Source organism: Paenibacillus xylanilyticus (genome assembly GCF_047246825.1).
In the GTDB taxonomy this organism is placed as follows: domain Bacteria; phylum Bacillota; class Bacilli; order Paenibacillales; family Paenibacillaceae; genus Paenibacillus; species Paenibacillus xylanilyticus_B.
The window spans coordinates 1,705,214-1,729,428 of record NZ_JBFOLB010000001.1; the positions used below are offsets into that span (position 1 = coordinate 1,705,214).

General features: G+C 47.0%; 25 protein-coding genes. 1 reads left to right on the forward strand and 24 read right to left on the reverse strand.

The window, feature by feature from the left end:
• Positions 1-27: 27 nt before the first annotated feature.
• From AB3N00_RS07370 to rplS, 4 genes are all read right to left on the reverse strand, one after another.
• Positions 28-744 carry a ribonuclease HII gene (locus AB3N00_RS07370; protein WP_413033976.1) on the reverse strand — a complete coding sequence of 239 codons (717 nt, stop codon included), beginning with the start codon at positions 742-744 and terminating at the stop codon, positions 28-30.
• A gap of 585 nt (positions 745-1,329) precedes the next feature.
• Complete coding sequence (ylqF, locus tag AB3N00_RS07375) at positions 1,330-2,193, reverse strand: ribosome biogenesis GTPase YlqF (protein ID WP_095287850.1); 864 nt, start codon at positions 2,191-2,193, stop codon at positions 1,330-1,332.
• Between the two features lie 162 nt (positions 2,194-2,355).
• Complete coding sequence (gene lepB / locus AB3N00_RS07380; RefSeq protein WP_413033977.1) at positions 2,356-2,973, reverse strand: signal peptidase I; 618 nt, start codon at positions 2,971-2,973, stop codon at positions 2,356-2,358.
• Between the two features lie 296 nt (positions 2,974-3,269).
• Entirely contained in the window at positions 3,270-3,611 is a 342-nt protein-coding gene (gene rplS, locus AB3N00_RS07385; RefSeq protein WP_024630190.1) for a 50S ribosomal protein L19, read from the reverse strand.
• A 311-nt stretch (positions 3,612-3,922) separates the two neighbouring features.
• Here rplS and AB3N00_RS07390 point away from each other — a divergent pair, with 311 nt between their 5' ends.
• A complete protein-coding gene (locus AB3N00_RS07390) occupies positions 3,923-4,888 on the forward strand; it encodes a polysaccharide deacetylase family protein (protein ID WP_413033978.1) in 966 nt (321 codons plus the stop codon).
• A 10-nt stretch (positions 4,889-4,898) separates the two neighbouring features.
• Here AB3N00_RS07390 and AB3N00_RS07395 read toward each other — a convergent pair whose 3' ends face one another.
• From AB3N00_RS07395 to rpmF, 20 genes are all read right to left on the reverse strand, one after another.
• The gene (locus AB3N00_RS07395) at positions 4,899-6,140 is read right to left on the reverse strand and encodes a hypothetical protein (RefSeq protein ID WP_413033979.1); all 1,242 of its coding nucleotides are present in this window, start codon (positions 6,138-6,140) and stop codon (positions 4,899-4,901) included.
• A 140-nt stretch (positions 6,141-6,280) separates the two neighbouring features.
• On the reverse strand, positions 6,281-6,661 hold the full coding sequence (locus AB3N00_RS07400) for a VOC family protein (RefSeq protein WP_413033980.1): 381 nt from the start codon (positions 6,659-6,661) through the stop codon (positions 6,281-6,283).
• Positions 6,662-6,914: 253 nt separating this feature from the next.
• Positions 6,915-7,688, reverse strand: a complete 774-nt coding sequence (gene trmD, locus AB3N00_RS07405) for a tRNA (guanosine(37)-N1)-methyltransferase TrmD (protein WP_413033981.1) — start codon at positions 7,686-7,688, stop codon at positions 6,915-6,917.
• 1 nt (position 7,689) lies between these two features.
• Positions 7,690-8,202, reverse strand: a complete 513-nt coding sequence (gene rimM, locus AB3N00_RS07410; protein ID WP_413033982.1) for a ribosome maturation factor RimM — start codon at positions 8,200-8,202, stop codon at positions 7,690-7,692.
• Between the two features lie 321 nt (positions 8,203-8,523).
• Positions 8,524-8,754 (reverse strand): KH domain-containing protein, encoded by a 231-nt coding sequence (locus AB3N00_RS07415; RefSeq protein ID WP_024630185.1) that lies wholly within the window; start codon positions 8,752-8,754, stop codon positions 8,524-8,526.
• 23 nt (positions 8,755-8,777) lie between these two features.
• A complete protein-coding gene (gene rpsP / locus AB3N00_RS07420) occupies positions 8,778-9,050 on the reverse strand; it encodes a 30S ribosomal protein S16 (RefSeq protein ID WP_175396091.1) in 273 nt (90 codons plus the stop codon).
• Positions 9,051-9,104: 54 nt separating this feature from the next.
• Positions 9,105-10,481: a signal recognition particle protein gene (gene ffh, locus AB3N00_RS07425; protein ID WP_024630183.1), complete on the reverse strand. Its 1,377-nt coding sequence runs from the start codon at positions 10,479-10,481 to the stop codon at positions 9,105-9,107.
• Between the two features lie 58 nt (positions 10,482-10,539).
• Positions 10,540-10,890 carry a putative DNA-binding protein gene (locus AB3N00_RS07430; RefSeq protein ID WP_095287857.1) on the reverse strand — a complete coding sequence of 117 codons (351 nt, stop codon included), beginning with the start codon at positions 10,888-10,890 and terminating at the stop codon, positions 10,540-10,542.
• A 252-nt stretch (positions 10,891-11,142) separates the two neighbouring features.
• The gene (gene trhA, locus AB3N00_RS07435; protein WP_064639088.1) at positions 11,143-11,790 is read right to left on the reverse strand and encodes a PAQR family membrane homeostasis protein TrhA; all 648 of its coding nucleotides are present in this window, start codon (positions 11,788-11,790) and stop codon (positions 11,143-11,145) included.
• A gap of 144 nt (positions 11,791-11,934) precedes the next feature.
• Complete coding sequence (gene ftsY / locus AB3N00_RS07440; protein ID WP_095287858.1) at positions 11,935-12,948, reverse strand: signal recognition particle-docking protein FtsY; 1,014 nt, start codon at positions 12,946-12,948, stop codon at positions 11,935-11,937.
• 79 nt (positions 12,949-13,027) lie between these two features.
• The gene (gene smc / locus AB3N00_RS07445) at positions 13,028-16,603 is read right to left on the reverse strand and encodes a chromosome segregation protein SMC (protein WP_413033983.1); all 3,576 of its coding nucleotides are present in this window, start codon (positions 16,601-16,603) and stop codon (positions 13,028-13,030) included.
• 196 nt (positions 16,604-16,799) lie between these two features.
• Positions 16,800-17,498 carry a ribonuclease III gene (gene rnc, locus AB3N00_RS07450; protein ID WP_095287860.1) on the reverse strand — a complete coding sequence of 233 codons (699 nt, stop codon included), beginning with the start codon at positions 17,496-17,498 and terminating at the stop codon, positions 16,800-16,802.
• A gap of 13 nt (positions 17,499-17,511) precedes the next feature.
• Complete coding sequence (gene fabF / locus AB3N00_RS07455) at positions 17,512-18,750, reverse strand: beta-ketoacyl-ACP synthase II (RefSeq protein WP_413033984.1); 1,239 nt, start codon at positions 18,748-18,750, stop codon at positions 17,512-17,514.
• A gap of 179 nt (positions 18,751-18,929) precedes the next feature.
• Positions 18,930-19,163 (reverse strand): acyl carrier protein, encoded by a 234-nt coding sequence (gene acpP / locus AB3N00_RS07460; RefSeq protein ID WP_024630176.1) that lies wholly within the window; start codon positions 19,161-19,163, stop codon positions 18,930-18,932.
• A gap of 151 nt (positions 19,164-19,314) precedes the next feature.
• The gene (gene fabG / locus AB3N00_RS07465; RefSeq protein WP_413033985.1) at positions 19,315-20,064 is read right to left on the reverse strand and encodes a 3-oxoacyl-[acyl-carrier-protein] reductase; all 750 of its coding nucleotides are present in this window, start codon (positions 20,062-20,064) and stop codon (positions 19,315-19,317) included.
• A 37-nt stretch (positions 20,065-20,101) separates the two neighbouring features.
• Positions 20,102-21,034 (reverse strand): ACP S-malonyltransferase, encoded by a 933-nt coding sequence (gene fabD / locus AB3N00_RS07470; RefSeq protein WP_413033986.1) that lies wholly within the window; start codon positions 21,032-21,034, stop codon positions 20,102-20,104.
• Between the two features lie 27 nt (positions 21,035-21,061).
• Complete coding sequence (locus AB3N00_RS07475) at positions 21,062-22,051, reverse strand: beta-ketoacyl-ACP synthase III (protein WP_413033987.1); 990 nt, start codon at positions 22,049-22,051, stop codon at positions 21,062-21,064.
• A gap of 8 nt (positions 22,052-22,059) precedes the next feature.
• Positions 22,060-23,055 carry a phosphate acyltransferase PlsX gene (gene plsX / locus AB3N00_RS07480; protein WP_413033988.1) on the reverse strand — a complete coding sequence of 332 codons (996 nt, stop codon included), beginning with the start codon at positions 23,053-23,055 and terminating at the stop codon, positions 22,060-22,062.
• Positions 23,052-23,600, reverse strand: coding sequence for a transcription factor FapR (fapR, locus tag AB3N00_RS07485; protein ID WP_239299296.1), 549 nt, complete (start codon positions 23,598-23,600; stop codon positions 23,052-23,054). Before fapR ends, plsX begins: the two co-directional genes overlap by 4 nt.
• Positions 23,601-24,015: 415 nt before the next feature.
• The gene (gene rpmF / locus AB3N00_RS07490; protein ID WP_090923906.1) at positions 24,016-24,189 is read right to left on the reverse strand and encodes a 50S ribosomal protein L32; all 174 of its coding nucleotides are present in this window, start codon (positions 24,187-24,189) and stop codon (positions 24,016-24,018) included.
• Positions 24,190-24,215: the final 26 nt, after the last annotated feature.

Below are 24,215 nucleotides of genomic sequence, written 5' to 3' on the forward strand. Positions count from 1 at the left end.
TCTCTCCCTCCTTTCTTTCCGTCTTGGTTAAAATAATGTGTGCTGCTCACCGAGCAGATTACCCAAAAAACTCCGCCGGTGCATAGGCGTAGCTCCAAGAGCCATAATCTGTTCGCGATGAAACTTAGTAGCATATCCCTTATGTATCGACAGACCATATTCCGGATATAACGTCTCCCATTCCTCCTTACACAGCCGATCGCGGGTTACCTTGGCAATTATGGATGCTGCCGCAATGGACTGGCTGTTGGCATCCCCTTTGATAATGGAGACCTGCGGTACGTTCACGTCCACTTTTTCGGCATCGACCAACAGATAGTCCGGCACACCGTCCAACGCCTCCACTGCACGTTTCATTGCCAGTCGGGTGGCCTGTTTGATATTGAGACGATCAATCGTTTCTGCATCCGCAAAGCCAATACCTACTGACACAGCTTTTTCCATAATGATGTCATACAACGCATCACGCTTCTTCTCTGTCAGCTTTTTGGAATCATTCACACCTTCCAGAATCAGATCGCGAGGCAATATAACTGCAGCAGCCACTACATCACCGAATAAACAGCCCCTGCCCACTTCATCAATGCCTGCAATTCGCTCAAACCCACTCTCCCAGTACTCCCGTTCATGAATTAGCAGATCACGAGGTTCACTCTCCACTTTCTTCTTCTTCTTCATCGATTCGGCAGGAGTTTCCAATTGTATCAGTTCGTTCATTACATTCATTTCATTATGTTCAGTCAATGCTTTCATCTCCTCTGCCCACACTCATTCAAGACGTTTCTCTATTTAGCCATTTATAGTACTTCAATTTATCAAGAAGCCACTCTCACCAAAGACCATTCTCAACAGACGACTATAACTCTTGTATATTGGAACATCTCGGAAACATGACAAACCCGCTTACGGCAAACTCATAAGTTTTGTTCGCTTTGTATCCGTATTGAACTCAACGCTCTAGTTTATAGACGCAGTTCTTGCCCTTTTGTTTTAGGTATCTGCTTAATTCATAGCGAATAGATTTAATAGCTTCATATAATAAGATACTTGTTCTTAATTTATCGGTATTTGAAGATTTAAATTGTAGATATCCTGCTATAGACCGGACAAACGGTTTAACTATCATCATAGCACGATTTTTGTTCCTCAGATATATAGACAGGACAATCCCATACATTCCTATCTGTTGAATTTTTCTTTGCCTGCTGCTGCGACTACGAATCTAAAAAAGCTTACTATCTTTGCTGTGTACAAAACAAAAGCGGCCGTTCCCGGTATTCCGGTAACGGCCGCTTCTTGCAGCTCTTGTTCATCCTATAAAAATCAGCTTTAATATGGAGCTTCCATGGAGAAGCGGCCCATCTTGCCTGCACGCAATTCACGCAGAAATGCCCGTGATGCCTTTTCCAAATCCACACGTCCGCCGCTTACGATACAACCGCGTTTACGACCAACCTGTTCCATGATGGCAATAACGCTGTCCGAATCGTCTGCATCCTTGGAGAATTCCTGAAGTTCGTAACGTTCCTCAAGAGCATCCCAGTAGTAACGCATCAGGTAGCTGATGGCAAAGAAGGCGATATCCTCGGCATTGAGGATTTCTTCCTTGATGGCTCCCGTAACCGCAAGCCGATAACCTACGTTCTGATCCTCAAATTTGGGCCACAAAATACCCGGGGTATCAAGCAGTTCCATTTCTTTGCCCACTTTAATCCACTGTTGACCCTTCGTTACGCCAGGACGGTCTCCTGTTGCTGCGATGTTGCGTCCAGCAAGCCGGTTAATCAATGTCGATTTCCCTACGTTGGGTATACCTACAATAAGTGCACGAACGGCACGCGGGTTAATCCCCTTCGCCAGTTGACGGTCGATCTTCTCTTTGAGCAGCAACCGGGCCTGTGCCGGAATGTCTTTTACATTGGTACCTGTGGATGCATCCACAGGAAATGCAGTAATTCCCTCATTTTTAAAATGGGCAATCCATTCCTGAGTCACCTTGGCATCAGCCAAGTCAGATTTGTTTAACAGAATCATCCGGGGTTTCCCCTGTAAAATCTCGTCAATCATCGGATTTCGGCTGGAGACAGGCAGACGGGCATCCAGCAGTTCGATGACCACGTCAATCAGCTTTAACTTATCCTGAATCTGGCGTCTGGCCCGGGTCATGTGACCTGGAAACCATTGTATCGTCACCTTGTCTTCACCTCATTATTTAATGATATATAAGCTAAACCTACGATTTCACTCCGTCACGTTCATTGGCAAAACTTTTCCGGTCTGAGATATCCCCATCCTTATTTTGCCCTCTCTGTTATCGAGTAAACATTATATTTAGCTTATACATCCTGAACTTGATTAGTGGTTAATCCACTTGATATCACCGATCGGCCAGAAAATAACATCTGCACGTCCTACGATATCTTCTAGAGACACATACCCTATCATTCGGCTATCCGTACTGTTCGGACGATTATCGCCCATTACAAATACATGGCCTTCAGGCACCTTGCCATCCGGGAATTGCTCATTCGGGAAGTCCTTCACATTATAGGTTCCACCATTTGCTTCGGCAGCATCAATTGCTCCCTGAATGTAGGTCTCATTCACTTTCTCTCCGTTTACGATAACCGTATCACCACTTACCTGAACCGTATCACCAGCTACAGCAATGACACGTTTAATGAAATCGCGTCCTTCCGAAGGAACATGGAATACGATAACCTCTCCGCGCTGTGGTTCCCGGATATCGTACAGAATTTCATTCACAATAACACGTTCACCTGTGTGGAAATTCGGCTGCATGGAAGGCCCGTCCACGACAAACGGTTTGAATAATAACCATCGAATTAAAATAACGAGCACTAATGCGATCACGATGGCTTTAAGCCATTCGACAATTTCATTTTTGGCTTTTTTGGATCGGCTGCCTTTCTCATCGGCAGGATTGCCCTGGTGTTGAACTTCCTGTTCCATTATGATCTTCCTCTCTTCACGGTACATGTTATAGCAGTTTACACATCCAGCATTTCACATCATTCAATTCATTAAATCATGCAAAATTCTCAAATCAGTTATGTACTCCTACACGAGCATTTCATTTTCATTACAAATGATCCTTAATACGTATGCCCTAACTGATTACACAAGCCTCCCGGACTCTCACGCGTGTGCCGCCATACCATTTTACTCGGAAGTGTACCTCCGGTTCAACTTTTCCCGGACAAAAACGAAAAGGGCTTGTCTCCAAGCCCTCTCCGGTATCCGTTATATTAACGAATTTCTTTAATTCTCGCTGCTTTACCGCGCAGTTCACGAAGATAATAAAGCTTCGCACGACGCACTTTACCACGGCGAGCCACTTCGATTCTATCGATTTTAGGGGAATGAAGCGGGAAAGCTCTTTCCACACCTACACCGTAAGAAATTTTACGAACTGTAAAAGTCTCACTGATTCCACCACCACGGCGTTTAATCACAACACCTTCGAACAATTGGATACGCTCACGAGTTCCCTCGATTACCTTAACGTGCACTTTCAAAGTGTCACCAGGACGAAAACTCGGAATATCTTTACGAAGTTGTTCTTGTGTAATCGCTTGAACGATATTCATCTATGACTCCCTCCTTCCGTACAGGCGTTCATACTTCTTCCAGAGATCACCTTGTCTCCTTCATTATCCATAGAGGACCGCCGTATTCCACATAACAGAATTATTGTACCATGCCATATATCAAAACACAAGGAAAAATAAACTTATTGTCATAGTCCCATCATCAATCTGAAGTCAACCACATTACGGAAAAAATAATGTAACTTTCTGTCAGGTCTGTTCGTCTATGATATAACTTGTTGGCATACTGAAGGACTTCCTCCTAGTATTGCCCTAAGAAACGAATTTGTATAAGGAGAAACAACCGGACTATGAAACATTGGAAAAGATTCACCCTCGCGGCCCTGGCTGTGATCACTTGCATCATTACGCTGTACGCATACGCTGTTAATCATCCGACAAATGCACTCTCACACAAAGCATGTACATCCTGGGACATGGTCAAACGCAAAGCGTTCCAGATGTCGCATACAGATTACTCGAGCAAAACCGGACTGAATATGGCTACTTTTCAGATTACACCTGGTACCGCTACAGAAGTTCCTGTACTCATGTATCATTACATACAGCCCAAAGAGAATAATCATGAAACAGGGAACAAATCCATTATTAATCTTGAGGACTTCGAAGACAATATGAAGTATTTGCATGATGAAGGATACAACACGATTACATTGGAGCAGCTTGAAAACTATCTGAATGGCCTAATCTCACTGCCGAAAAAGTCTATCGTCATTACATTTGATGACGGTTACCAGAACAATTATACACTTGCCTATCCTGTACTCAAAAAGTATAACTTCCACGCTTCCCTTTTTGTCATTGGCAGCAAAATTCAGGATCAGCCCGCTCATTTTGATCCCGCCAAAAAAACGTTTATCTCCGAACCGGAGATGCAGGCTGCAGCAGATGTATTTGAGTTTAACAGTCACACCTACAACTTGCATCACAAAGGGTTTATGCGCTGCGGTGAGAGCGTACCTGTAGGACTTGATACAAGCCTGCTGAACGATGATATCAAGCTGATGAAAGAAAAGGGAATCGACACACCGTATCTGGCATATCCTTTCGGTTATACCAGTACACAAATGATTTATCAACTGCAGCAGAATGGATATCGCATGGCCTTTTCCGTACGTCCCGGGTTTGTTCGTCCGGGCGATAATCCGATGAAGCTCCCAAGAATAACGGTTACGACAGGGACAGATTTGGCGAAATTGCTTAATCCTGAAGCGGATCACTCGGATGCTCTCCCTATAGTCGATATCAGTCAATAGATACTTAAGTTTACACTTCCCCGCCGGGATAAAGAGTCGAGCTGTACAGTCGCTTGGACTGCGGCTTGGCCCTTTTTTGTATCACTGTTTTCAGCTCCATGAAAGAGCTCGAATAAATGACAGCTTCATTCGCGTCGTAGATGATGATCTGCTCCTTCCCGGTTTGACACAGGTCGGCATGTACGGCATATCCTTCTTTTCCGAATTCCGCAACCGTTTGCATCTGACCATTTACCAAAGAAGGCAGCACACCTCCACCCCTGCGATAAGCCAATATATAATCCAAACCGCTGTCATCCCAGCCACGCACAGGTTCTATGATGGTTAACCATCCCCGTGTTGTACGATTCTCCTTCCAGAGTTCCTTTCCCTCGCAATCCAGCAAAAACATGCCGTCTTTTCCATGCTCATCACCGCGGATAATGCGGTCAAGTCCAGCAATCTGCAAACCGGTTAATCCGTCGCAAAACTTTCCTAAAGCGATATGTTGTGATTCGATCGAATCGGCGTAACGCCATCTCTCATTGCCATAACGATCCATCATTACCGTTACACTGCCGCCAATAACAATCTCAATCTCTCCGTCTCCGTCCACATCCCCAAACCAGATACAATCAGCATGATCCTCCAGATTCGTACAAGACCACAGCACGATTCCATCGTGGTCCAGCATGTCGTACCCTGCCATAACTTCATCCTTGCCATCAGCATCCACATCATATACCCATGGAAAATGTCCTACATTGCCTTCGTGCTTCCATAAAAGATTGAATTCATGATCGAGTGCCCATAAGGTTTTATACCGATCTTTAAGAATGACATCCATCTTCTGTTTATTTCCTGTCAAGTTCGCAAGAATAATACAGTCATGTGCCTCTTCCCCTGGCAGATCGTGTGTACTTTTAACTTCTCCGGTTCTTCCATCCAAAACTAAAAATTGTTTATTCATGATACAGACTACTTCATTGTGCCCGTCTCCATCCCAATCTGCGATCTGAGCAGGATAATCTGACCCAGGACCACCAGCATCCGGATCAGGTGTTCCCACTTGCCAGAGCAACTCTCCATCCAGGTCAAATGCTGTCAGGCAGCATACCTGATGCGGAACATAACGGTCATCAATACCACCATCGGCTTGTACCAGCAGCATTTCTAAACGACCATCTCCATTCAGATCTCCCAGAAGCATTTTGCAGCGTTCCCCTGATTTGCGAATATCCACTCTACCGATCTCGTAAGGCTGATGATGCATAATCTGCCTCCTCCGTTTTATCATGATACACACCTCTAACTAAATGTAACATAAAGATATCATTCATTTTTTACGACTCTTGTTCAGTAGTTATGAAAAAATAAACATCCGAATTATTTATGCAGAACACTATTGAAGCATCATGATTTAAACCATTCCAAAAATTCAAGCCGATTACCAAATGGGTCATTTACATAAAAGCGGTTTACCCCTTCATCATCCCTCACATTGTCATCGATGACTCGAATCTGATTGCCTTTTAGACGTTGTTTCAATGCTTCTAGGTTCTGAACGTGAAATGCCGGATGGGCTTTTTTGGCGGGCACAAAACCATATTGAACTCCGATATGTACTTGGTGAGTGCCGCACTGGAACCAAACTCCACCACGTTTTTTTAGAACTTCAGGTTTAGGGATTTCCGTCCATCCTAAAATATTTTGGAAGAAATTACGTGCTTCAACTTCGCAATTCTCCGGTGCTGCTAGTTGAATATGATCAATTCCATGAAAGGTGTAAGACATTTAATACCGCCTCCTTGTTTCATTTAGTAAAACTGAGTTTCATAAATTGATTGTATAATAGTTCGGTTTTTCAATCCACCTTTTTACATTATTTATTATAGAACTCCATTTAAAATAGACACTTACGTTGTGGAAATCTCTACATCCCAGTATTCACAACAAAAAAAAGACCAACCTTTGTCTATTTAAGGATGGTCTTTCTAACTTGTGATTTCATCTATACGATTGCTCACAATATTCTAATTACTCATGATTATTCGGAAGTCCGTTCCGTCTCAGAACGAAGCTTGTCTAGCCATATCCGCTCTTTATCCGACAATTCCGCGGCCTCCAGCATATCCGGTCTGCGCTCCAGCGTACGAATGAGGGACTGTTCTCTTCGCCACGCATCAATATTCAGATGATGGCCCGATAACAGCACATCGGGTACTTTCATGCCTCTGAATTCAGGCGGCCTTGTGTAATGCGGATATTCGAGCAGCCCGGTGCTGAACGAATCCGTTACTGCACTCGTTTCGTTTCCGAGGACACCTGGGATCAGTCGAACCACACTGTCGATGGCAACCATAGCAGGCAGTTCACCCCCAGTTAACACGTAATCCCCAATAGATAATTCGTCAGATACCAGAAACTCGCGAATACGCTCATCATAGCCTTCATAATGTCCACAGATAAAGATCAGATGATCTTCCTGTACCAGTTCTTCCGCTTTTTTCTGCGTAAACGTCTCACCCTGCGGACACATTAGAATGATGCGCGGAGCTTTGGTCGGTACCGTTGTCGTCTCCTCGTTTCGCTTTTCAAGTACGTCTTCCACAGCAGCAAATATCGGATCAGGCTTTAAAACCATGCCCCCGCCGCCGCCATATGGGGTATCATCAACGGTATTGTGTTTATTCGTGGCATAGTTCCGGAAGTTCACTGCATTCAGTGACACGAGGCCCTTCGTCTGAGCTTTACCAAGAATACTTGTCCCGAATACACCCTCGAACATCTCTGGAAATAACGTTAATACGTCCACTCTCATATTAGAGCAATCCTTCCATCAGATGAACCTTGACCAGTTTCTGATTAACATCGACATCCAGCACAACATCATCAATAACCGGAAGCAAAATTTCTTTGCCTGCAGGTGTTTTAACCACCCAGACGTCATTTGCGCCAGGCGTCAAAATTTCGGAGATCGTTCCGAGATCTTCGCCTTCTTCTGTAATGACAGAACATCCAACGATTTGGTGGAAGTAATACTCGTTCTCTTCCAGCTCAGCCAAATTCTCTTTGGATACTTTGGCTATGCCGCCCTTGAACTTTTCCACTTCATTGATATTTCCGTACTCTTTCAAGCGAACGATGTACATATTTTTATGCAATCGTGCCGATTCCACATGAACCAGCACAGGATGGTTATCTGGTGTAAACAGATACAACTCCGCATTTTTCGCAAAACGCACTTCCGGGAAATCGGTTAAAGGCATAATTCTTAACTCGCCACGGATCCCGTGCGTATTAACGATTTTACCTACATTCATAAACTCTGCCATACGTTCCTCCTGCATTTGATTCTATAGAATTCAATCCTTATTACTCTGCACACTACGCGGTCAAAACAATCTTCCGATCACTGTTACCCCCAGATTTCTTTGATCTCCTTATCAAAGGATAGAAATCCGGTGGTAAAGGTGAGTTAATGCTTACGAAGTAGCTTTCTTCCAGAAAGCTTTTAGCTACGCTTCTTCAGATTTGTTCTGCTCTCTCCGTTATCGTGTAATACTAAAATTAATTTTTATAATGGGTTTTATTGATAAGTTCAGCATGCACGAAAAGGGGCTAGGACATGCATCCTAACCCCCTTTCGTATATCTTTAAGATATGATATCGACGGTAACCCGTTTATCCATCTTAACTGCTGCTGATGTGACGACCGTACGAAGAGATTTTGCGATTCGCCCTTGTTTACCAATAACCTTCCCGACATCGTCAGGATGAACCGTTAACTCGTAAACGACAAGCCGGTCTTTCTCAACCGTCCGAACCGCCACATCTTCCGGATGATCGACCAAAGCCTTAGCAATTATACTTACTAATTCTTCCATAGATGACCCTCCGAATCAGCACCTTATTTTGCTTGTTTGGACTCGTGGAACTTCTTCATCACGCCCGCTTTGCTCAGCAAGTTGCGGACAGTGTCAGATGCTTGCGCACCGTTTTGAAGCCATTGCAATGCTTTATCTTCATCGATCTTAACAACAGCCGGTTGTTCAACCGGGTTGTAGTAACCGATCTCCTCGATAAAACGACCGTCACGTGGGGAACGGGAATCCGATACCACTACGCGGTAGAAAGGAGCTTTGTGAGCACCCATACGTTTCAGACGAATACGAACTGCCATTTGAAAATTCACCTCCTTCAATGAAATCTGTATATTCATTAGCAGCCCTTGAAATCAACGGAAAGGAAACTTCATTCCTTTGCCTAGACCTTTCAGCTGCTTCATTGCCTTATTCTTGCCGCCTTTAGGTCCCATCATATCCGAGAACTGTTTCATCATGCGGCGCATTTCATCAAACTGCTTGATTAGGCGGTTAACCTCAGCAAGGGAAGTACCGCTACCTGTAGCAATCCGTTTCCGGCGGCTGTGGTTGATCATGTCCGGGTTGCGTTTCTCCTCTGTAGTCATGGAGTACACAATTGCCTCGATCCGGCCCATTTGCTTGTCATCCACTTTCAGATCCTTGGCTTGCTTCATCTTGCCCATGCCGGGAATCATGTCCATAATCTGATCGATGGGTCCCAGCTTCTTCACCTGATCCATTTGCTCAAGGAAATCCTCGAACGTAAACTCTGCGTTCCGCATTTTACGTTCCATTTCCTTAGCCTTTTCGGTATCAATGTTGGATTGTGCTTTCTCAATCAGGGAAAGCATATCCCCCATGCCAAGAATCCGTGAAGCCATCCGTTCCGGATGGAAAGGTTCAAGAGCATCCAATTTCTCACCGAGTGACGCAAACTTGATTGGGCAACCGGTAACTGCTTTTACTGAAAGTGCAGCACCACCACGTGTATCCCCATCGAGTTTAGTCAAAACGACCCCGGTCAAGTCAAGCTGCTGGTTAAAGTGTTCCGCCACATTAACGGCATCCTGACCGGTCATGCTGTCGACCACAAGCAGGACTTCATCCGGATTCACTACGCTGTGAATCTGGCGTAATTCTTCCATCAGTTCCTCATCCACATGCAAACGTCCCGCGGTATCGATAATGACATAGTCATTGCCGTTATCCTTGGCGTGCTGCAGACCCTGACGTGCGATCTCCACAGGGCTTGTCTGATCTCCCAATGTAAATACCGGTGCCTTGATCTGCTCACCCAGCACTTGCAATTGCTTGATCGCTGCCGGACGATAAATATCTCCCGCGACCAGCAATGGTCGGCTGTTTTGCTTCTGCAGCATTTTGGCCAATTTACCGGATGTCGTTGTTTTACCAGCACCCTGCAAACCAACCATCATCAACACCGTAGGCGGTTTGTTCGCTTTGGCCAGTTTCGACTGGCTTCCGCCCATCAAATCCGTCAGTTCCTTGTTTACGATGTCGATAATAACCATGCCTGGCGTGAAGCTTTCCATTACTTCTTTGCCGACAGCTTTCTCTTTCACCTTGGCGATGAATTCCTTGACCACTTTGAAGTTTACATCCGCTTCGAGCAATGCCAGACGTACCTCGCGCATAGCTTCGGCAACATCTTCATCCGATACCTTGCCTTTGCCGCGCAGCTTGCTGAACACATTCTGCAATCGGGTCGTTAATCCTTCAAATGCCATGATCCCACCTCCTTAAGCTGTAATACTGTTTTTAGAACCGATCCGTTTCGTTCAATTCCTATTCCCGGAGCTGATGAACGATATCGTTTATTTGTTTGTTGTTATCAATGGAGACACCTGCGCGCTCCAGTGCATTTTGCAAATCTTCAAGATTGCGGCTGCGTCGTTCGTGCTTCTCCAGCAAGCCAAGCTTGCTTTCGTAATTTTCCAGCACTTGTTCAGCACGCTTGATATGCTCGTATACCGCCTGGCGGCTGATCTCAAACTCGGCTGCAATCTCACCAAGGGAGAAATCATCATGAAAGTAATATTTCAGAAATGTTTGCTGTTTCTCGGTTAGCAAACGTTCGTAGAAAGCAAACAGCAAGTTAATCCGGTTTGTCTTCTCAAGCCGGTTTTCTTGACTCATATCGGGGCACTCCCTTCGTCAAGGAAAAACACTTTACACTCTTGCAACGTTCCTAATAATACCGAAAACAAATCAGGATGTCAAGCAAAAATACTTGTCACAATAAAAACCTTCATTTTGCACTCATTTTTCGTACCTATATGGTTAATCTTAGCCATTCCTATACAGCAGAATACGACCTGCTGCATCCTTTATATAGAACAAAAAAACGAATGGGTCTGAGCCGATTCGTTTTACACTATCTACCGTGTTCTAGCGAAGTGGTGTCAGGTACAGCAGTACCATAAAGAAATGAAGAATACTGCCTGCCAACACAAAGAGATGCCAAATCGCATGGTGATACGGAAATCCACGCCACACATAAAAAAGCGTACCCAGTGTATACATCAGACCTCCAGCAACCAGCAGCACGATTCCGCCTGTAGGAATGGCAGCCATAAGCGGTTGCCAGGCAATAACGATGAGCCAGCCCATCGCAATATAGAAAATCGTGGACATGAATAGAAACCTTTTCGTAAAAAACGCCTTAAAGATCACGCCGAATAATGCGATTCCCCAGATTACACCGAACAGGGTCCAACCAAGTGTGCCGCGAACAGCAATAAACAGAAGCGGAGTGTACGATCCCGCAATAAACAAATAAATGGAAGAATGGTCGAAAATCTCAAATAAATCTTTCATTTTCCCATCTTTCCATGCATGCACGAGTGTAGAGCTCGTATAGAGCAGCAACATGGTGATCCCGTAGATCGTGAAACTGACCACATGCCAAGCCGTGCCTTTCATACTCGAGAATACAATCAACAGCACCAGTGCAGCTACACTGAGCGCGGCGCCGATTCCATGAGTCACCGCATTGGCGACTTCCTCACGACGGGAATAGGTATAGGTATTGGCCATATCAACCGTCCTTTCTAGCCCTTTAGCCTTGCCTTCTTTATTCCCATTATACACGTATTGCCAGTGACATTACACGTGACACTTATCACGTATATCACTGGCAATACGGTTAACACTATTAAATCATCCTATTTATTAATGGTTCTAAGAACTTGCTTCCTCATCTTCTGCGTCCTGATCCGGTTGCTCTTGGATCAGTCCAGCAAACAACGCATGCACGAATTGCTCTGAGTCGAATGGCTGCAGATCATCAATTTTCTCACCAAGACCTACCATCTTCACTGGCAGATCCAGTTCCTGACGAATGGCAACGACAATACCGCCTTTCGCTGTACCATCCAGCTTCGTCAGTACGAGTCCAGTCACGCCGCTTTTCTCCCCAAACAGTTTGGCCTGATTCAATGCATTCTGTCCAGTTGTCGCGTCGAGAACCATCAATACTTCGTGTGGAGCTTCCGGAATTTCACGCTGAATGACACGATAGATCTTGTTAAGCTCCTCCATGAGATTGGATTTGTTCTGCAGACGACCTGCCGTATCGCAAAGCAAAACATCTGCTCCACGCTGTTTGGCTGCTTGCACAGCATCATACATAACCGCAGCCGGATCTGATCCGGCCTGCTGCTTGATGACTTCAACGCCGGCACGCTGTCCCCATACCTCAAGCTGCTCAATTGCACCGGCACGGAACGTATCACCAGCAGCCATAATGACTTTTTTGCCCTGCTGTTTGAAACGATGTGCCAGCTTGCCGATCGTTGTTGTTTTACCTACGCCGTTGACACCGACAAACAGAATAACGGTAATGCCATCCGGATTCATCTTCAGTTCGTTATTTTGTTCACCGCGCAGCAGGTCGGTCAATTTTTCGGACAACACAGGCTGCAATTCAGCCGCATCTTCGATCTTGCGCTTTTTGACCTCAACGCGAAGGTCTTCGATCAGATTCATGACCGTATTTACCCCAACATCCGCTCCAATCAGGATTTCTTCCAGTTCCTCATAGAACTCCTCATCGATTTTTTTGCGTCGGATGACAAGATCGGATACTTTCTCCACAAGCCCTTTACGCGTCTTCTCGAGTCCATCCTTGAACTGTTTCGTCACGGACTCCGTTTTGCTTGCAATGCTGTCTCTCAGCTTTTTAAAGAAACTCATAAAGCCCCTCCATCGTGTACGTAATCTTAGTGCGATTTATTTTTTTATTAACAAATTCCTTGTTCATATCCATTTCTATTTAAGCACTAGCAATTTCGGCTTCCTCATCTTCCAGTCTAACCGAAACCAGCTTCGATACTCCGCCCTCTTCCATAGTGACACCATATAGAACATCGGCTTCTTCCATCGTGCCTTTCCGGTGAGTAACGACAATAAACTGTGTCTGTTCAGAGAATTCACGTAAATACTGGGCGAAACGCACCACATTGGCTTCATCCAGCGCTGCCTCGACTTCATCCAGCACACAGAATGGTACCGGCTTAACGTGCAGGATAGCGAACAACAGTGCCATCGCCGTTAATGCCCGTTCTCCACCCGATAGCAGCTGCAGGTTTTGCAGCTTTTTGCCTGGTGGCTGGGCCACGATATCAATTCCGGTTTCCAGCAGCCGTTCCGGGTCCATCAGAACAAGATCCGCACGTCCGCCGCCAAAGAGCTTGGTAAATACGGTACCGAATTCACGGCGGATTGCATCGAACGTCGTCTTGAAACGTTTGGCCATCTCATCTTCCATTTCGCGGATGACTTGATATAACGTCGTTTTGGCTTCCACCAGATCATTTTTCTGTTCACTCAGGAACTCATAGCGTTCATTGACCCGCTGGAATTCCTCAATCGCGCCAAGATTGACATCACCCAGAGCCGAGATGCTGCGCTTCAGCTTCTGTACCTCTGCCTGAGTGCTCTCTACATCTTCCGGTACAGGGTATCGTTCTTTTGCGAGTTCATAACCGAGTTCATAATCATCCATGAGCTTGCGCAGTATATTTTCGAGTTCAACGTCAAGCCTGTTGACGGAAATTTCCGTCTGGCGCAGCTGCTCCTCTACTGCTTTTAACTGTGTACGCTGTTCCTTTGTTTCACTCTCCGCGAGTTCCAGCTTCTTCGACAGTTCAGTTCGTGCGGCACGTTTGAAGTCCAGCTGCTCGGAAGCTTCCGCTTTCTTCAGCTTGAACTGGTTGAGATCTTCAATTTGTTTGACGCTCTCCACCTGTGTTTTCTTCAGGTCTGCTTCCATGGAGGCCAGCAGCGTCCGGTTCTGACGCAAATCTTTGACCAGAGATTCCACTTCCCGCTCCAATCGGCGCAGCTGCTCCTCATTCGAGAACCGCTCCTGATCCAGCTTACCTTCCCTTACTTTCAGCTCGGTCAACTGGCCTTGCAGCTCTTCTTTTGCAGACTCATTTGCTTTGCGGGCAAACTCTGCAGCGTGGATTGCACGGTGAGTCGCCTTCTCTTCCTCTTCAAGCTGCTCCAGCTTCTGCACAGCTGCTGCGCGTGCGGTATCCATCTCTTTGATCTCTTCAGTGAAGCCGTTCTTCTCCTGACCGGCCACAGCTACCTGTTCCAGCACATGACGAAGTTCATGCTCGACCTGTTTCATTTCCATGGATGCCTGTTGCTCAGCGTTTCTTGTATCGTCACCCGACTGACGCAGCTCGTCCAGTTTGTCCTGACATTGCTCCAATTGGGTTTTCACATCATCCACACTGCGGTGCAGCTTCACAATCTGGTTTTCGGTATCCAGAATATCCTGATCCAGTTGGTCCAGCTGCCGTTTCCGGCTGAGCAGACTCACATTCTTCTTATGCTGACTCCCCCCTGTCATGGAACCACCAGCATTAACCACATCCCCTTCAAGGGTCACGACGCGGAAACGGTACTGGCAGCGAGCAGCAATTTTATTGGCGTATTCCAGTGTTTCGGCAATGATAACATTTCCGAGCAGGCTTCCAATGATATTGGCATAACGGGAATCATATTGTACGAGATCAGCACCAATGCCTACAAAACCATCCATGCCTTCAATCATCGAACGCTCACCGGAACCTACGGTACGTGGACGAATAACATCCAGCGGAAGGAATGTGGCTCTACCCAGCTGACGCTGCTTGAGAAAAGCAATGGCTTGTCTTGAAACCGACTCGTTTTCCATAACAACGTGCTGCAAAGCAGCACCCATTGCGGTTTCTACAGCCAGTTCAATTTTTTCCGGTACTTTGACCAGTTCAGCCACAGCTCCATGTACACCACTAAGGGTGCCTTTACGCGAAGCTTTGAGGACTTCTTTGACCCCAAGCATAAACCCGTCAAAATCATCCTGCATCTCTTTCATCGTATCCCGGCGAGATACCTGGGCTTCCCGTTTCTGTTCCCATTTGCGAACCGTGCTGCGACTCTCTTCCAGCAGCTTTTGCAAGGATTGCAGACGCTCACTTTCGGTAATGTATCCGCCGCGTAGATCGCTGATTTCCTTACCTAAACGCACAACTTTTTTCTCGATATCCGCTTTTCGGGCTTCCAGCGTTTCCTTCTGTTCTTCCCATTTGCCGGATTCCTCGGTTGCTCGGTTCATTCGACGCTCAAGCGATTCTTTCTGCTGGTCGGCATACCGAATCTCGTTGCGAGTCTGAGCCATCTGGTTCATCAGTTCCAGCAAATTACCCTTCAGGCTTTCCTCCTGCTGCTGACTGATTCCTCCAGTAACGCCTATGAGTTTCGCTTCCTCCTCAGAAAGGCGATTTCTCACTTCAGCAAGTTCCTGCTCCAGCTTGCCAAACTTCTCGCGTAATGCAAGCAGCTCAGTCTCACGTTCCCGATGTCTTTCTTCACTTGCAGCCAGCGTAACCGTTAACTGCTCATGATTGGTTTGTAAATGGCGTGAACGCTCCTTGAGCAATTCTCCATGCCCTTCACTTTTCTCCGTTGCTTCACTGAATTGCAGCAAAGCGGATTGAAGCTGTTCCGTCTCCGTTTCCAGAATTCGCAGTGCGTTCCGGTCGCTTTCCAACTTGGCATCATGCGTGGAGACAATCGCAGACAGGCCGACCTCTTCTTCTTTTAACGTCTGTAACCGCTCGTTCGCCTTGCTCCAGGAAGCATGAATCTGCTCGATCTGGTACACGTACATGGAAATTTCCTTTGATTTGAGCTGCCCACGCAATTCCTTGTAGTGAATCGCTTTTTCCGATTGTTCTCTCAGTGGGCCAATCTGGTCCTCCAGCTCTGTAACCAAATCATGAATACGCAGCAAGTTTTGCTCCGTCTCGTCCAGTTTGCGTGTAGCGTCACGTTTACGCGATTTGTACTTTACAATACCGGATGCTTCTTCAAAAATACCTCTGCGATCCTCGGAACGGGTACTCAAAATCTCCTCAATACGTCCCTGTCCAATAATCGAGTAAGCTTCCTTTCCGATCCCGGTATCCATAAACAATTCCGTAATATCCTTCAAACGACAGGACTGCTTGTTAATAAAATACTCGCTGTCCCCGCTGCGATGTACACGACGAGTCACCGTCACTTCACCAAAATCAAGGGCAAGTGCGTGATCCTCATTATCCAGCGTTAAGGACACTTCACCGTAATTGACGGCTTTCCTTGCATCACTGCCAGCAAAAATGATGTCTTCCATCTTGCCACCCCGCAGCGACTTGGCACTCTGTTCTCCAAGTACCCAGCGAATGCCGTCTGAAATATTACTCTTGCCACTTCCGTTCGGACCTACAACTGCAGTAATACCACGAACAAATTCCATTTCTGTTTTGTCGGCGAATGACTTGAATCCACCCAGTTCAATCCGTTTCAGAAACATAGGGTATCCCGTCACCTCCTCTTGCTTATTTCAAGTGTTCCTCCAGCGCTAATCATGGATCAGGGATGAATAAAGCTCCCGAACCCTCTCTTTACAAAAAAAAGAGCAAAAAGCAGTCCGGCCGATAATTTCCGCCGGGGCGGACCCGAGGGGCTGCTCTTTGCTCTTCGTTTGTCTATGCGCTACCCGGTAAAACTCAGGCTTCCGGAAGCTTTAATCGATCAAGCGCTGCAGATGCAGCCTGCTGCTCGGCTTCCTTTTTGGAACGTCCTGTACCTCGGCCAAGCCGTTCTTGACCCATATGGACCTCCGAGACAAACTCACGTTCATGGGCAGGGCCCCGTTCTTCGACGATCCGATACTCCAGAGCTCCCATATTGTGATGCTGAGTGAGTTCCTGCAGTTCCGTCTTGTAATCGCTCATCTGAAGCTTGCCGCCCAGAACGATTAACGGAAAAACATGCTGGTCCAGAAACGTTCTGACTGGCTCCAGTCCCTGATCCAGATACAATGCACCGATGAAAGATTCAAACACATCAGCCAGCAAAGCCGGCCGTGTTCGTCCTCCCGTCAGTTCCTCACCTTTACCAAGAAGTACATACTGTCCAAAACCAAGTGCTTCTGCAAATTTGACGAGGGAAGGTTCGCAGACAATGGATGCCCGCAGCTTTGTTAATTCACCTTCCGGACGGTTAGGATACAAATGATACAAGTATTCCGATACAGTCAACTCAAGCACCGCATCGCCCAGAAATTCCAGACGTTCGTTATCCTGGTGCTGACTGAACCGGTGTTCGTTTACATAAGAAGCATGGGTAAACGCTTGTTTTAAAAGCTGCCTGTTGTCAAATTTGATTTGAAGTTTGTGTTGTAACTGCTTCAGATCTTCACTCAAACGAACTAGCCCCTTATGCTTCAAATTTTTTGAGAATAATGGTGGCATTGTGACCGCCGAATCCAAATGAGTTGGACATGGCAACATTCACTTTGGTTTCACGCGGAACATTTGGCACATAATCCAGATCACATTCCGGATCCTGGTTTTCCAAATTGATCGTAGGTGCGAGTGTCTGATGAGTCAGTGACAATCCGCAAATTACAGCTTCCACGCCACCGGCTGCACCCAGCATGTGACCTGTCATTGATTTGGTAGAACTTACTGCGAGCTTGTACGCATGATCACCAAACGCCTTCTTGATTGCAAGCGTTTCGGATCTGTCGCCCACCGGAGTCGAGGTTCCGTGTGCATTGATGTAGTCCACTTCTTCCGGTTCGATTCCCGCATTGCGAAGAGCCATCTTCATGCAGCGTGCCGCTCCATCCGGATCCGGTTCAGTCATGTGATGTGCATCGCCCGTAAGGCCGTAACCAATCACTTCACCATAGATACGTGCACCGCGTTTTTGAGCATGTTCCAGCGATTCCAGAACCAGGATACCTGCTCCTTCACCCATAACGAAGCCATCACGACCTGTATCGAAAGGACGGCTTGCCTTAGCCGGCTCGTCATTGCGGGTCGACATCGCACGCATTGCACAGAAACCAGCCAGACCCGTTGGTCTGATTGTTGCCTCGGCACCACCACAGATCATTGCATCTGCATCTCCATTAGCAATCAATTTGAAGGAGTCTCCAATGGAGTGTGTTCCTGTCGCGCAGGCTGTGACTACGTTGATGTTCGGACCTTTTGCTCCAAGAGAAATCGACATTTGGCCAGAAGCCATGTTGGAGATCATCATGGGGATGAAGAATGGGCTTACCCGTTTTGGACCTTTTTGCAGCAATGCATTATGCTGGTCCTCCCAGGTTCCCAGTCCGCCAATACCCGATCCGATGGATACACCAAACCGCTCTGCATCAATGTTCTCATCGATCTTCAGACCGCTGTCTTCTACAGCTTTGAATCCGGCTGCAACGGCAAACTGAACAAAACGGTCCATTTTGCGGGCATCCTTACGATCCATATATTCATCCGGGTTGAAATCCTTAATTTCGGCAGCAATTTGTGTCGTGTATTCACTCACATCAAAGGCCTCAATCTGAGAGATTCCGGACTTACCTGCCATTAAACTTCCCCAGAACGTTTCCAAATCTTTTCCGAGCGATGTCATTACGCCCATTCCGGTAATTACTACTCTTTGTTTCAAACCGACTCACCTCTATATCGACTGCTTTACGCAATTATTTTGTGGGAATATCCGCAAGCGGATGTTGACCAATCAGGAGCCGAAAGCCTCGTTTGGCCAACATCGCTGCGGAATGAGAAAAACCAATGAATGATGAGAAGTCCCGCCTGTTCGAAAACAGGTGCGGGACTGAATTGACTTTAGGTATGAGATTGTATGTAGTTTACAACTTCACCTACGGTCGTGATTTTTTCTGCATCTTCATCAGAGATTTCCAAATCGAATTCATCTTCCAATTCCATGACCAATTCCACTACATCCAAAGAATCAGCACCCAAATCTTCTTTGAAAGATGCTTCAAGTGTAACTTCAGCTTCGTCTGCGCCCAAGCGGTCGACGACGATGCGTTTTACACGCTCCAATACATCGGACATCCGGTTCACCTCCTCCTTGGTATTATACGAGAATCGCAGGCAAAATGCCATAGAAGACATATGCGGCTCCCGGCCGGGGAATCCGGCCTTTTTCCGGCATTTCGGATCGTCCAGCGCCTGTTCCCCGACTGTTGTTCAAGTCCGGGAAGAATTACATGTACATGCCGCCATCGACATGCAATGTCTGCCCTGTCATATATGATGAAGCTTCCGAAGCCAGGAACGTAACAACTCCGGCGATTTCATCCGGCTGACCCAGTCGGGACAGCGGAATGCCACTCAGCATACCATCCACCAGCTCCTGTGACAATTCCTTGGTCATATCCGTCTCAATAAACCCTGGTGCAACACAGTTAACCGTGATGCCCCGGGAAGCAAGTTCACGAGCGGATGCCTTGGTCAAACCGATTACTCCTGCCTTGGCAGCAACATAGTTTGCTTGTCCGGCATTACCTAAAACACCCACAACAGAGGATATATTGATGATTCGGCCAGAACGTTGTTTCATCATGGGACGAGTTACGGCCTTAAGGCAGTTAAATACACCCTTGAGATTGGTCTCAATAACCTGGTCAAACTCTTCCTCTTTCATGCGCATGATCAGATTATCACGTGTAATCCCTGCATTATTAATCAGAATGTCGACGTTGCCCCAGGCTTCAAGTGTAGCCTTTACCATTTGTTCAGCTTCATCCATTACACCAACATTGGCCTGGATGGTTATGGCCTGAACTCCTTTGGCACGGATGGCTTCTGCCACTTCTTCAGCTGCAGCCTGACTGCCTGCATAGTTTACCGCAACATTGGCGCCGGCTTCAGCCAAAGCGAGTGCAATGCTGCGTCCGATTCCACGGGATGCACCAGTAACCAACGCGTTTTTACCTTCTAACGGTTTAGACAACATAATTCCTCCTTTCCCCAAATAACCTGTGATTCAATCACTTCAATGCAGCCACAGTAGCTTCAAGCGTTTCAAGACTGTTTACATTGTACAATTTTACGGATTTATCTGTTTTTTTAATCAACCCGGTCAGTACACTTCCGGAACCAATCTCAATGAAGGTATCTACACCCTGCTCAATAAGCCATGTCACACTGTCTTCCCATAAAACCGGAGAATAGACCTGTTCTGTCAACAATTGTTGAAACTGTCCATTTTCGGCAGGTCTTGCCGTCACGTTTGCGACTACAGGAACCTTGGCTGGAGAGAATGTTACGGTCTGCAGCTTGTCTGCAAGTTTCTCAGCAGCTTCCTTCATCAGAGAGGAATGAAAAGGACCACTCACTTCCAGTGCAATGGCACGCTTGCCGCCAGCTTCCTTCACCCGTTCCGCCACGGCAGCTACACCTTCTTTGACACCGGAAATAACAATTTGACCCGGACAATTCATGTTGGCAAGTACAACCGTATGACCACTTTCGGATACGTCCCGGCAAAGCACCCCCAGCGCTTCCCGATCCGCTCCGAGTACTGCAGCCATCGCCCCTTGTCCGCCTGGTACAGCCTGCTCCATATACTGGCCACGTGCCCGGACAATACCCACAGCATCCGCAAACGATAGAACGTCCGCTGCAACGAGAGCACTGTATTCACCCAAACTGTGTCCAGCCGTATAGTCAGGCTGAATCCCTTTTTCTCTAAAAGCTTCAAGCAAAGCGATGCTTGCTGTCAACAGAGCCGGTTGAGTATTTGATGTCTGTTTCAACTCGGCCTCCGGACCTTCAAACACGAGATTACTCAACGAGAAGCCTAGTGTTTCGTCTGCTGTACGAAAAATTTCAGTTGCCGCAGGCACGGACTCATACGCGTCCTTCGCCATGCCTACCGCCTGTGATCCCTGTCCGGGAAATACAAATGCTATTTTACCCATCAGATTCATCTCTCCCAGCTATCTAGTTTACCATACGAGTACAGATGCACCCCAAGTCAGTCCGCCTCCGAACCCAACCATTAATATGGTGTCTCCGGCTTTCATGCGGCCTTCCTCAGCAGCTTCCACCAGAGCAAGCGGGATTGACGCTGCTGAAGTATTTGCGTATTTGTCTACGTTCACAACCACTTTTTCTTCAGGAAGCTCAAGACGCTGCATGGCGGATTGAATGATTCGGATATTCGCCTGGTGAGGAACAAAAAGATCCACATCCGTTCGCTCCAAACCTGCTTTGCGAAGAACTTCATCTGTTGCAGTTCCCATAACACGCACGGCAAATTTAAATACTTCACGGCCATTCATATAAATATAATGTTTTTTGTTTTCGACTGTCTCTGCGGATGCAGGCAGACGGGAACCGCCGCCTTCCAAGTGAAGCAGGCCGCCGCCTGCACCTTCTGCTCCAAGGTCAAATGACTTGAATCCGCGACCTTCGGGCACTTCTCCAATGACTACGGCGCCTGCTCCATCCCCAAACAACACGCAGGTGTTACGGTCTGTATAATCCGTGATACGGGACAGACAATCCGCGCCAATAACGAGTGCATTGTTATACATGCCACTCTGAATAAAGCTGGTTGCTGTTGCAAGTCCATATACGAAACCTGAGCATGCAGCAGACAGATCAAATGCCGCAGCACCTTTGGCACCGAGCTTGTCCTGCAAAATGCAGGCTGTAGAAGGAAAGGCGGAATCCGGCGTGATGGTTGCAACAATGATCAAATCCAGATCACTGCCTGTCATTCCTGCGGATTCAAGTGCCTTCATGGCTGCCTCGTATGCCAGATCCGAAGTCGCCTGATCAGGAGCAGCGATATGACGTTCCTTGATCCCCGTGCGGCTGACGATCCACTCATCATTTGTATCAACCATCTTTTCCAGGTCACTGTTTGTCAAAATTTTCTCAGGTACATACTTTCCTGTACCGATAACCCCTACCGGGCGCAAATTATTCATGTCGTCACTCACTTCCCGCTAATTTCCTTAGATATACTCTCCACCAGTTGGTTCTGAACTGCGATTCTGGCTTGGCGAACTGCGTTTTTGATGGCATTGCCATCTGCTGATCCGTGACTTTTCACTACCAGTCTGCTCAAACCGAGAAGCGGCGCACCGCCATGCTCGGTATAATCCAGTTTCCGTTTAAGACCGCGCAGCTCTGGCATGAGCACTGCAGCGGCCAGTTTGCTTTTGAGCGACGATGAGAACTGTTCCTTGAGAAGTGCAAAGATAGCACCGGCTGTGCCTTCCAGCGATTTCAGCAATATGTTACCAGCGAACCCGTCACACACAAGCACATCACATGCACCTGTCAGTACATCACGAGCTTCAACGTTACCAACGAATTGAATTGGAAGCTGCTCCAGGAGCGGATATGCGTGCTTCGTCAGCTCATTCCCTTTACCCGGCTCTGTTCCTACATTAAGCAGCCCCACTCTGGGAGAATCCACGCCTTGCACCTTCTGCCGATATAAACTACCCATAAGTCCATATTGTGCCAAATGTTCGGGTTTGGCATCCATGTTCGCTCCAAGGTCAAGCGCAAGCACACCCACATCATCTATGGTAGGAATCATGGGTGCAAGCGCCGGGCGCTCAATGCCTTCCATACGACCCACTACGAGCAGCCCCGTTGTCATTAGCGCTCCAGTATTGCCTGCAGAGATCATGGCATCTGCTTCGCCTTCCTTCAGCATGCGGCCCGCGACCACCATAGAGGCATCCTTCTTGCGACGAACCGCCTTAACGGGTTCATCATCAGAACCAATCACTTCGGAAGCGTGACGAACAGACAGGTTGGCCGGCTTCACAGCTGACTGGTTCAAAAGCGGTTCCAGCTTGGCTTCATCGCCAACAAGCACGATCTGTGTATCCGCCCATTCCGTAGCGGCAGCAATTGCACCTTCTACCGTTGCCTTAGGTGCATGGTCGCCTCCCATAGCATCAATCACGATTTTCATTCCAGATGACCTCCCTCTAGGCTGTCTTCTCCACCAGAACGGTAGATGACAAAGTTGCCTTGAAACACCATTTCCTCACCTACATAGGTGAACACTTCAACTTTCGCTTTTCCCTTTTGACCCGAGATCGATCTGACATAAGCTTTCGCAATACATTTTTCAGCCAGATGAACCGAACGGACAAATCGAATATCGGCCGAAGCCGTCAATGCAATCTCATCATTAATGACAGCAACCGCCAGGGAGTTGGCCTGGGCAAATACATAGTGACCACGAGCAATTCCCGTTCTCGAAAATACATGCTCTTCCTTGATCTCAAACAAGGAGATCCCACTTTTGTCCAGCTGCAAATCCACAATATCACCAATAATCTCATGCAGAGGCAGCGAGCGCACCTGATCATACGAACGCTCCGCCATCAGTTTCATTCGTTCCCGAAGCTCGGGAATCCCAAGCTCCAGTCGGTCGAGACGAATCGTTTGAATACTCACCTTCAACTGCCGTGTAAGCTCCTGATCCGTCACAAACGGATTGTCTTCGATCATTTTGGTCAATTGCTGCTGCCTCTGTCTCTTCGGTACACGTTCGATGTCTGACACCCCCGCTGTATCGTTTAAGAAAGCGTCCCATGCCGGTCCGTTCTATGGTCTTATATTAATCTCTATAATTACACCTCTGGTCAACAGAGGTTTCATCACACGAATTATGGTCCTTGTCTATGTAACCCCAAATCTTAGAACCTGGTACTAAAGTACAGTATATCTCATCCTGTGTCAAAAAGAAAGGCTGGCGGGCAAAAACCATTCTGCCCGGGATCGCCAGATTCCTGCTTTCTATCAAACTTTCTTTAGATAAAGAACTGCCTTTGCCTTTGAATCTGCGGATACTAATACCATCATATTTGAACATTCAAAAAAAGTAGTACCTCATCGAAATGAAGTACTACTTGATGTCTAGCTATTATTGAGAGATGATCTCTCTTGCTTTGTACGTTCCGCACACTTTGCACACGTGGTGAGCAAGCTTCAATTCGCCGCATTGTTCACATTTCACCATGCCCGGTACAGCCAATTTAAAGTGAGTGCGACGTTTGTCGCGACGCGTCTTGGACGTTCTCCGTTGAGGTACTGCCATTATTCCCACCTCCTTATCAAAATCAA

What these genes read in the sequence shown, in the direction of transcription:
- AB3N00_RS07430 (WP_095287857.1), bottom strand. Translation starts at nt 10,890, where the DNA reads ATGAGTCAAGAAAACCGGCTTGAGAAGACAAACCGGATTAACTTGCTG.
- smc (WP_413033983.1), bottom strand. Translation starts at nt 16,603, where the DNA reads ATGTTTCTGAAACGGATTGAACTGGGTGGATTCAAGTCATTCGCCGAC.
- AB3N00_RS07390 (WP_413033978.1), top strand. Translation starts at nt 3,923, where the DNA reads ATGAAACATTGGAAAAGATTCACCCTCGCGGCCCTGGCTGTGATCACT.
- fabD (WP_413033986.1), bottom strand. Translation starts at nt 21,034, where the DNA reads ATGGGTAAAATAGCATTTGTATTTCCCGGACAGGGATCACAGGCGGTA.
- rplS (WP_024630190.1), bottom strand. Translation starts at nt 3,611, where the DNA reads ATGAATATCGTTCAAGCGATTACACAAGAACAACTTCGTAAAGATATT.
- rimM (WP_413033982.1), bottom strand. Translation starts at nt 8,202, where the DNA reads ATGGCAGAGTTTATGAATGTAGGTAAAATCGTTAATACGCACGGGATC.
- AB3N00_RS07400 (WP_413033980.1), bottom strand. Translation starts at nt 6,661, where the DNA reads ATGTCTTACACCTTTCATGGAATTGATCATATTCAACTAGCAGCACCG.
- fapR (WP_239299296.1), bottom strand. Translation starts at nt 23,600, where the DNA reads ATGATCGAAGACAATCCGTTTGTGACGGATCAGGAGCTTACACGGCAG.
- trmD (WP_413033981.1), bottom strand. Translation starts at nt 7,688, where the DNA reads ATGAGAGTGGACGTATTAACGTTATTTCCAGAGATGTTCGAGGGTGTA.
- lepB (WP_413033977.1), bottom strand. Translation starts at nt 2,973, where the DNA reads ATGGAACAGGAAGTTCAACACCAGGGCAATCCTGCCGATGAGAAAGGC.
- rpmF (WP_090923906.1), bottom strand. Translation starts at nt 24,189, where the DNA reads ATGGCAGTACCTCAACGGAGAACGTCCAAGACGCGTCGCGACAAACGT.
- ftsY (WP_095287858.1), bottom strand. Translation starts at nt 12,948, where the DNA reads ATGAGTTTCTTTAAAAAGCTGAGAGACAGCATTGCAAGCAAAACGGAG.
- trhA (WP_064639088.1), bottom strand. Translation starts at nt 11,790, where the DNA reads ATGGCCAATACCTATACCTATTCCCGTCGTGAGGAAGTCGCCAATGCG.
- rpsP (WP_175396091.1), bottom strand. Translation starts at nt 9,050, where the DNA reads ATGGCAGTTCGTATTCGTCTGAAACGTATGGGTGCTCACAAAGCTCCT.
- ffh (WP_024630183.1), bottom strand. Translation starts at nt 10,481, where the DNA reads ATGGCATTTGAAGGATTAACGACCCGATTGCAGAATGTGTTCAGCAAG.
- AB3N00_RS07475 (WP_413033987.1), bottom strand. Translation starts at nt 22,051, where the DNA reads ATGAATAATTTGCGCCCGGTAGGGGTTATCGGTACAGGAAAGTATGTA.
- acpP (WP_024630176.1), bottom strand. Translation starts at nt 19,163, where the DNA reads ATGTCCGATGTATTGGAGCGTGTAAAACGCATCGTCGTCGACCGCTTG.
- plsX (WP_413033988.1), bottom strand. Translation starts at nt 23,055, where the DNA reads ATGAAAATCGTGATTGATGCTATGGGAGGCGACCATGCACCTAAGGCA.
- AB3N00_RS07415 (WP_024630185.1), bottom strand. Translation starts at nt 8,754, where the DNA reads ATGGAAGAATTAGTAAGTATAATTGCTAAGGCTTTGGTCGATCATCCG.
- AB3N00_RS07395 (WP_413033979.1), bottom strand. Translation starts at nt 6,140, where the DNA reads ATGCATCATCAGCCTTACGAGATCGGTAGAGTGGATATTCGCAAATCA.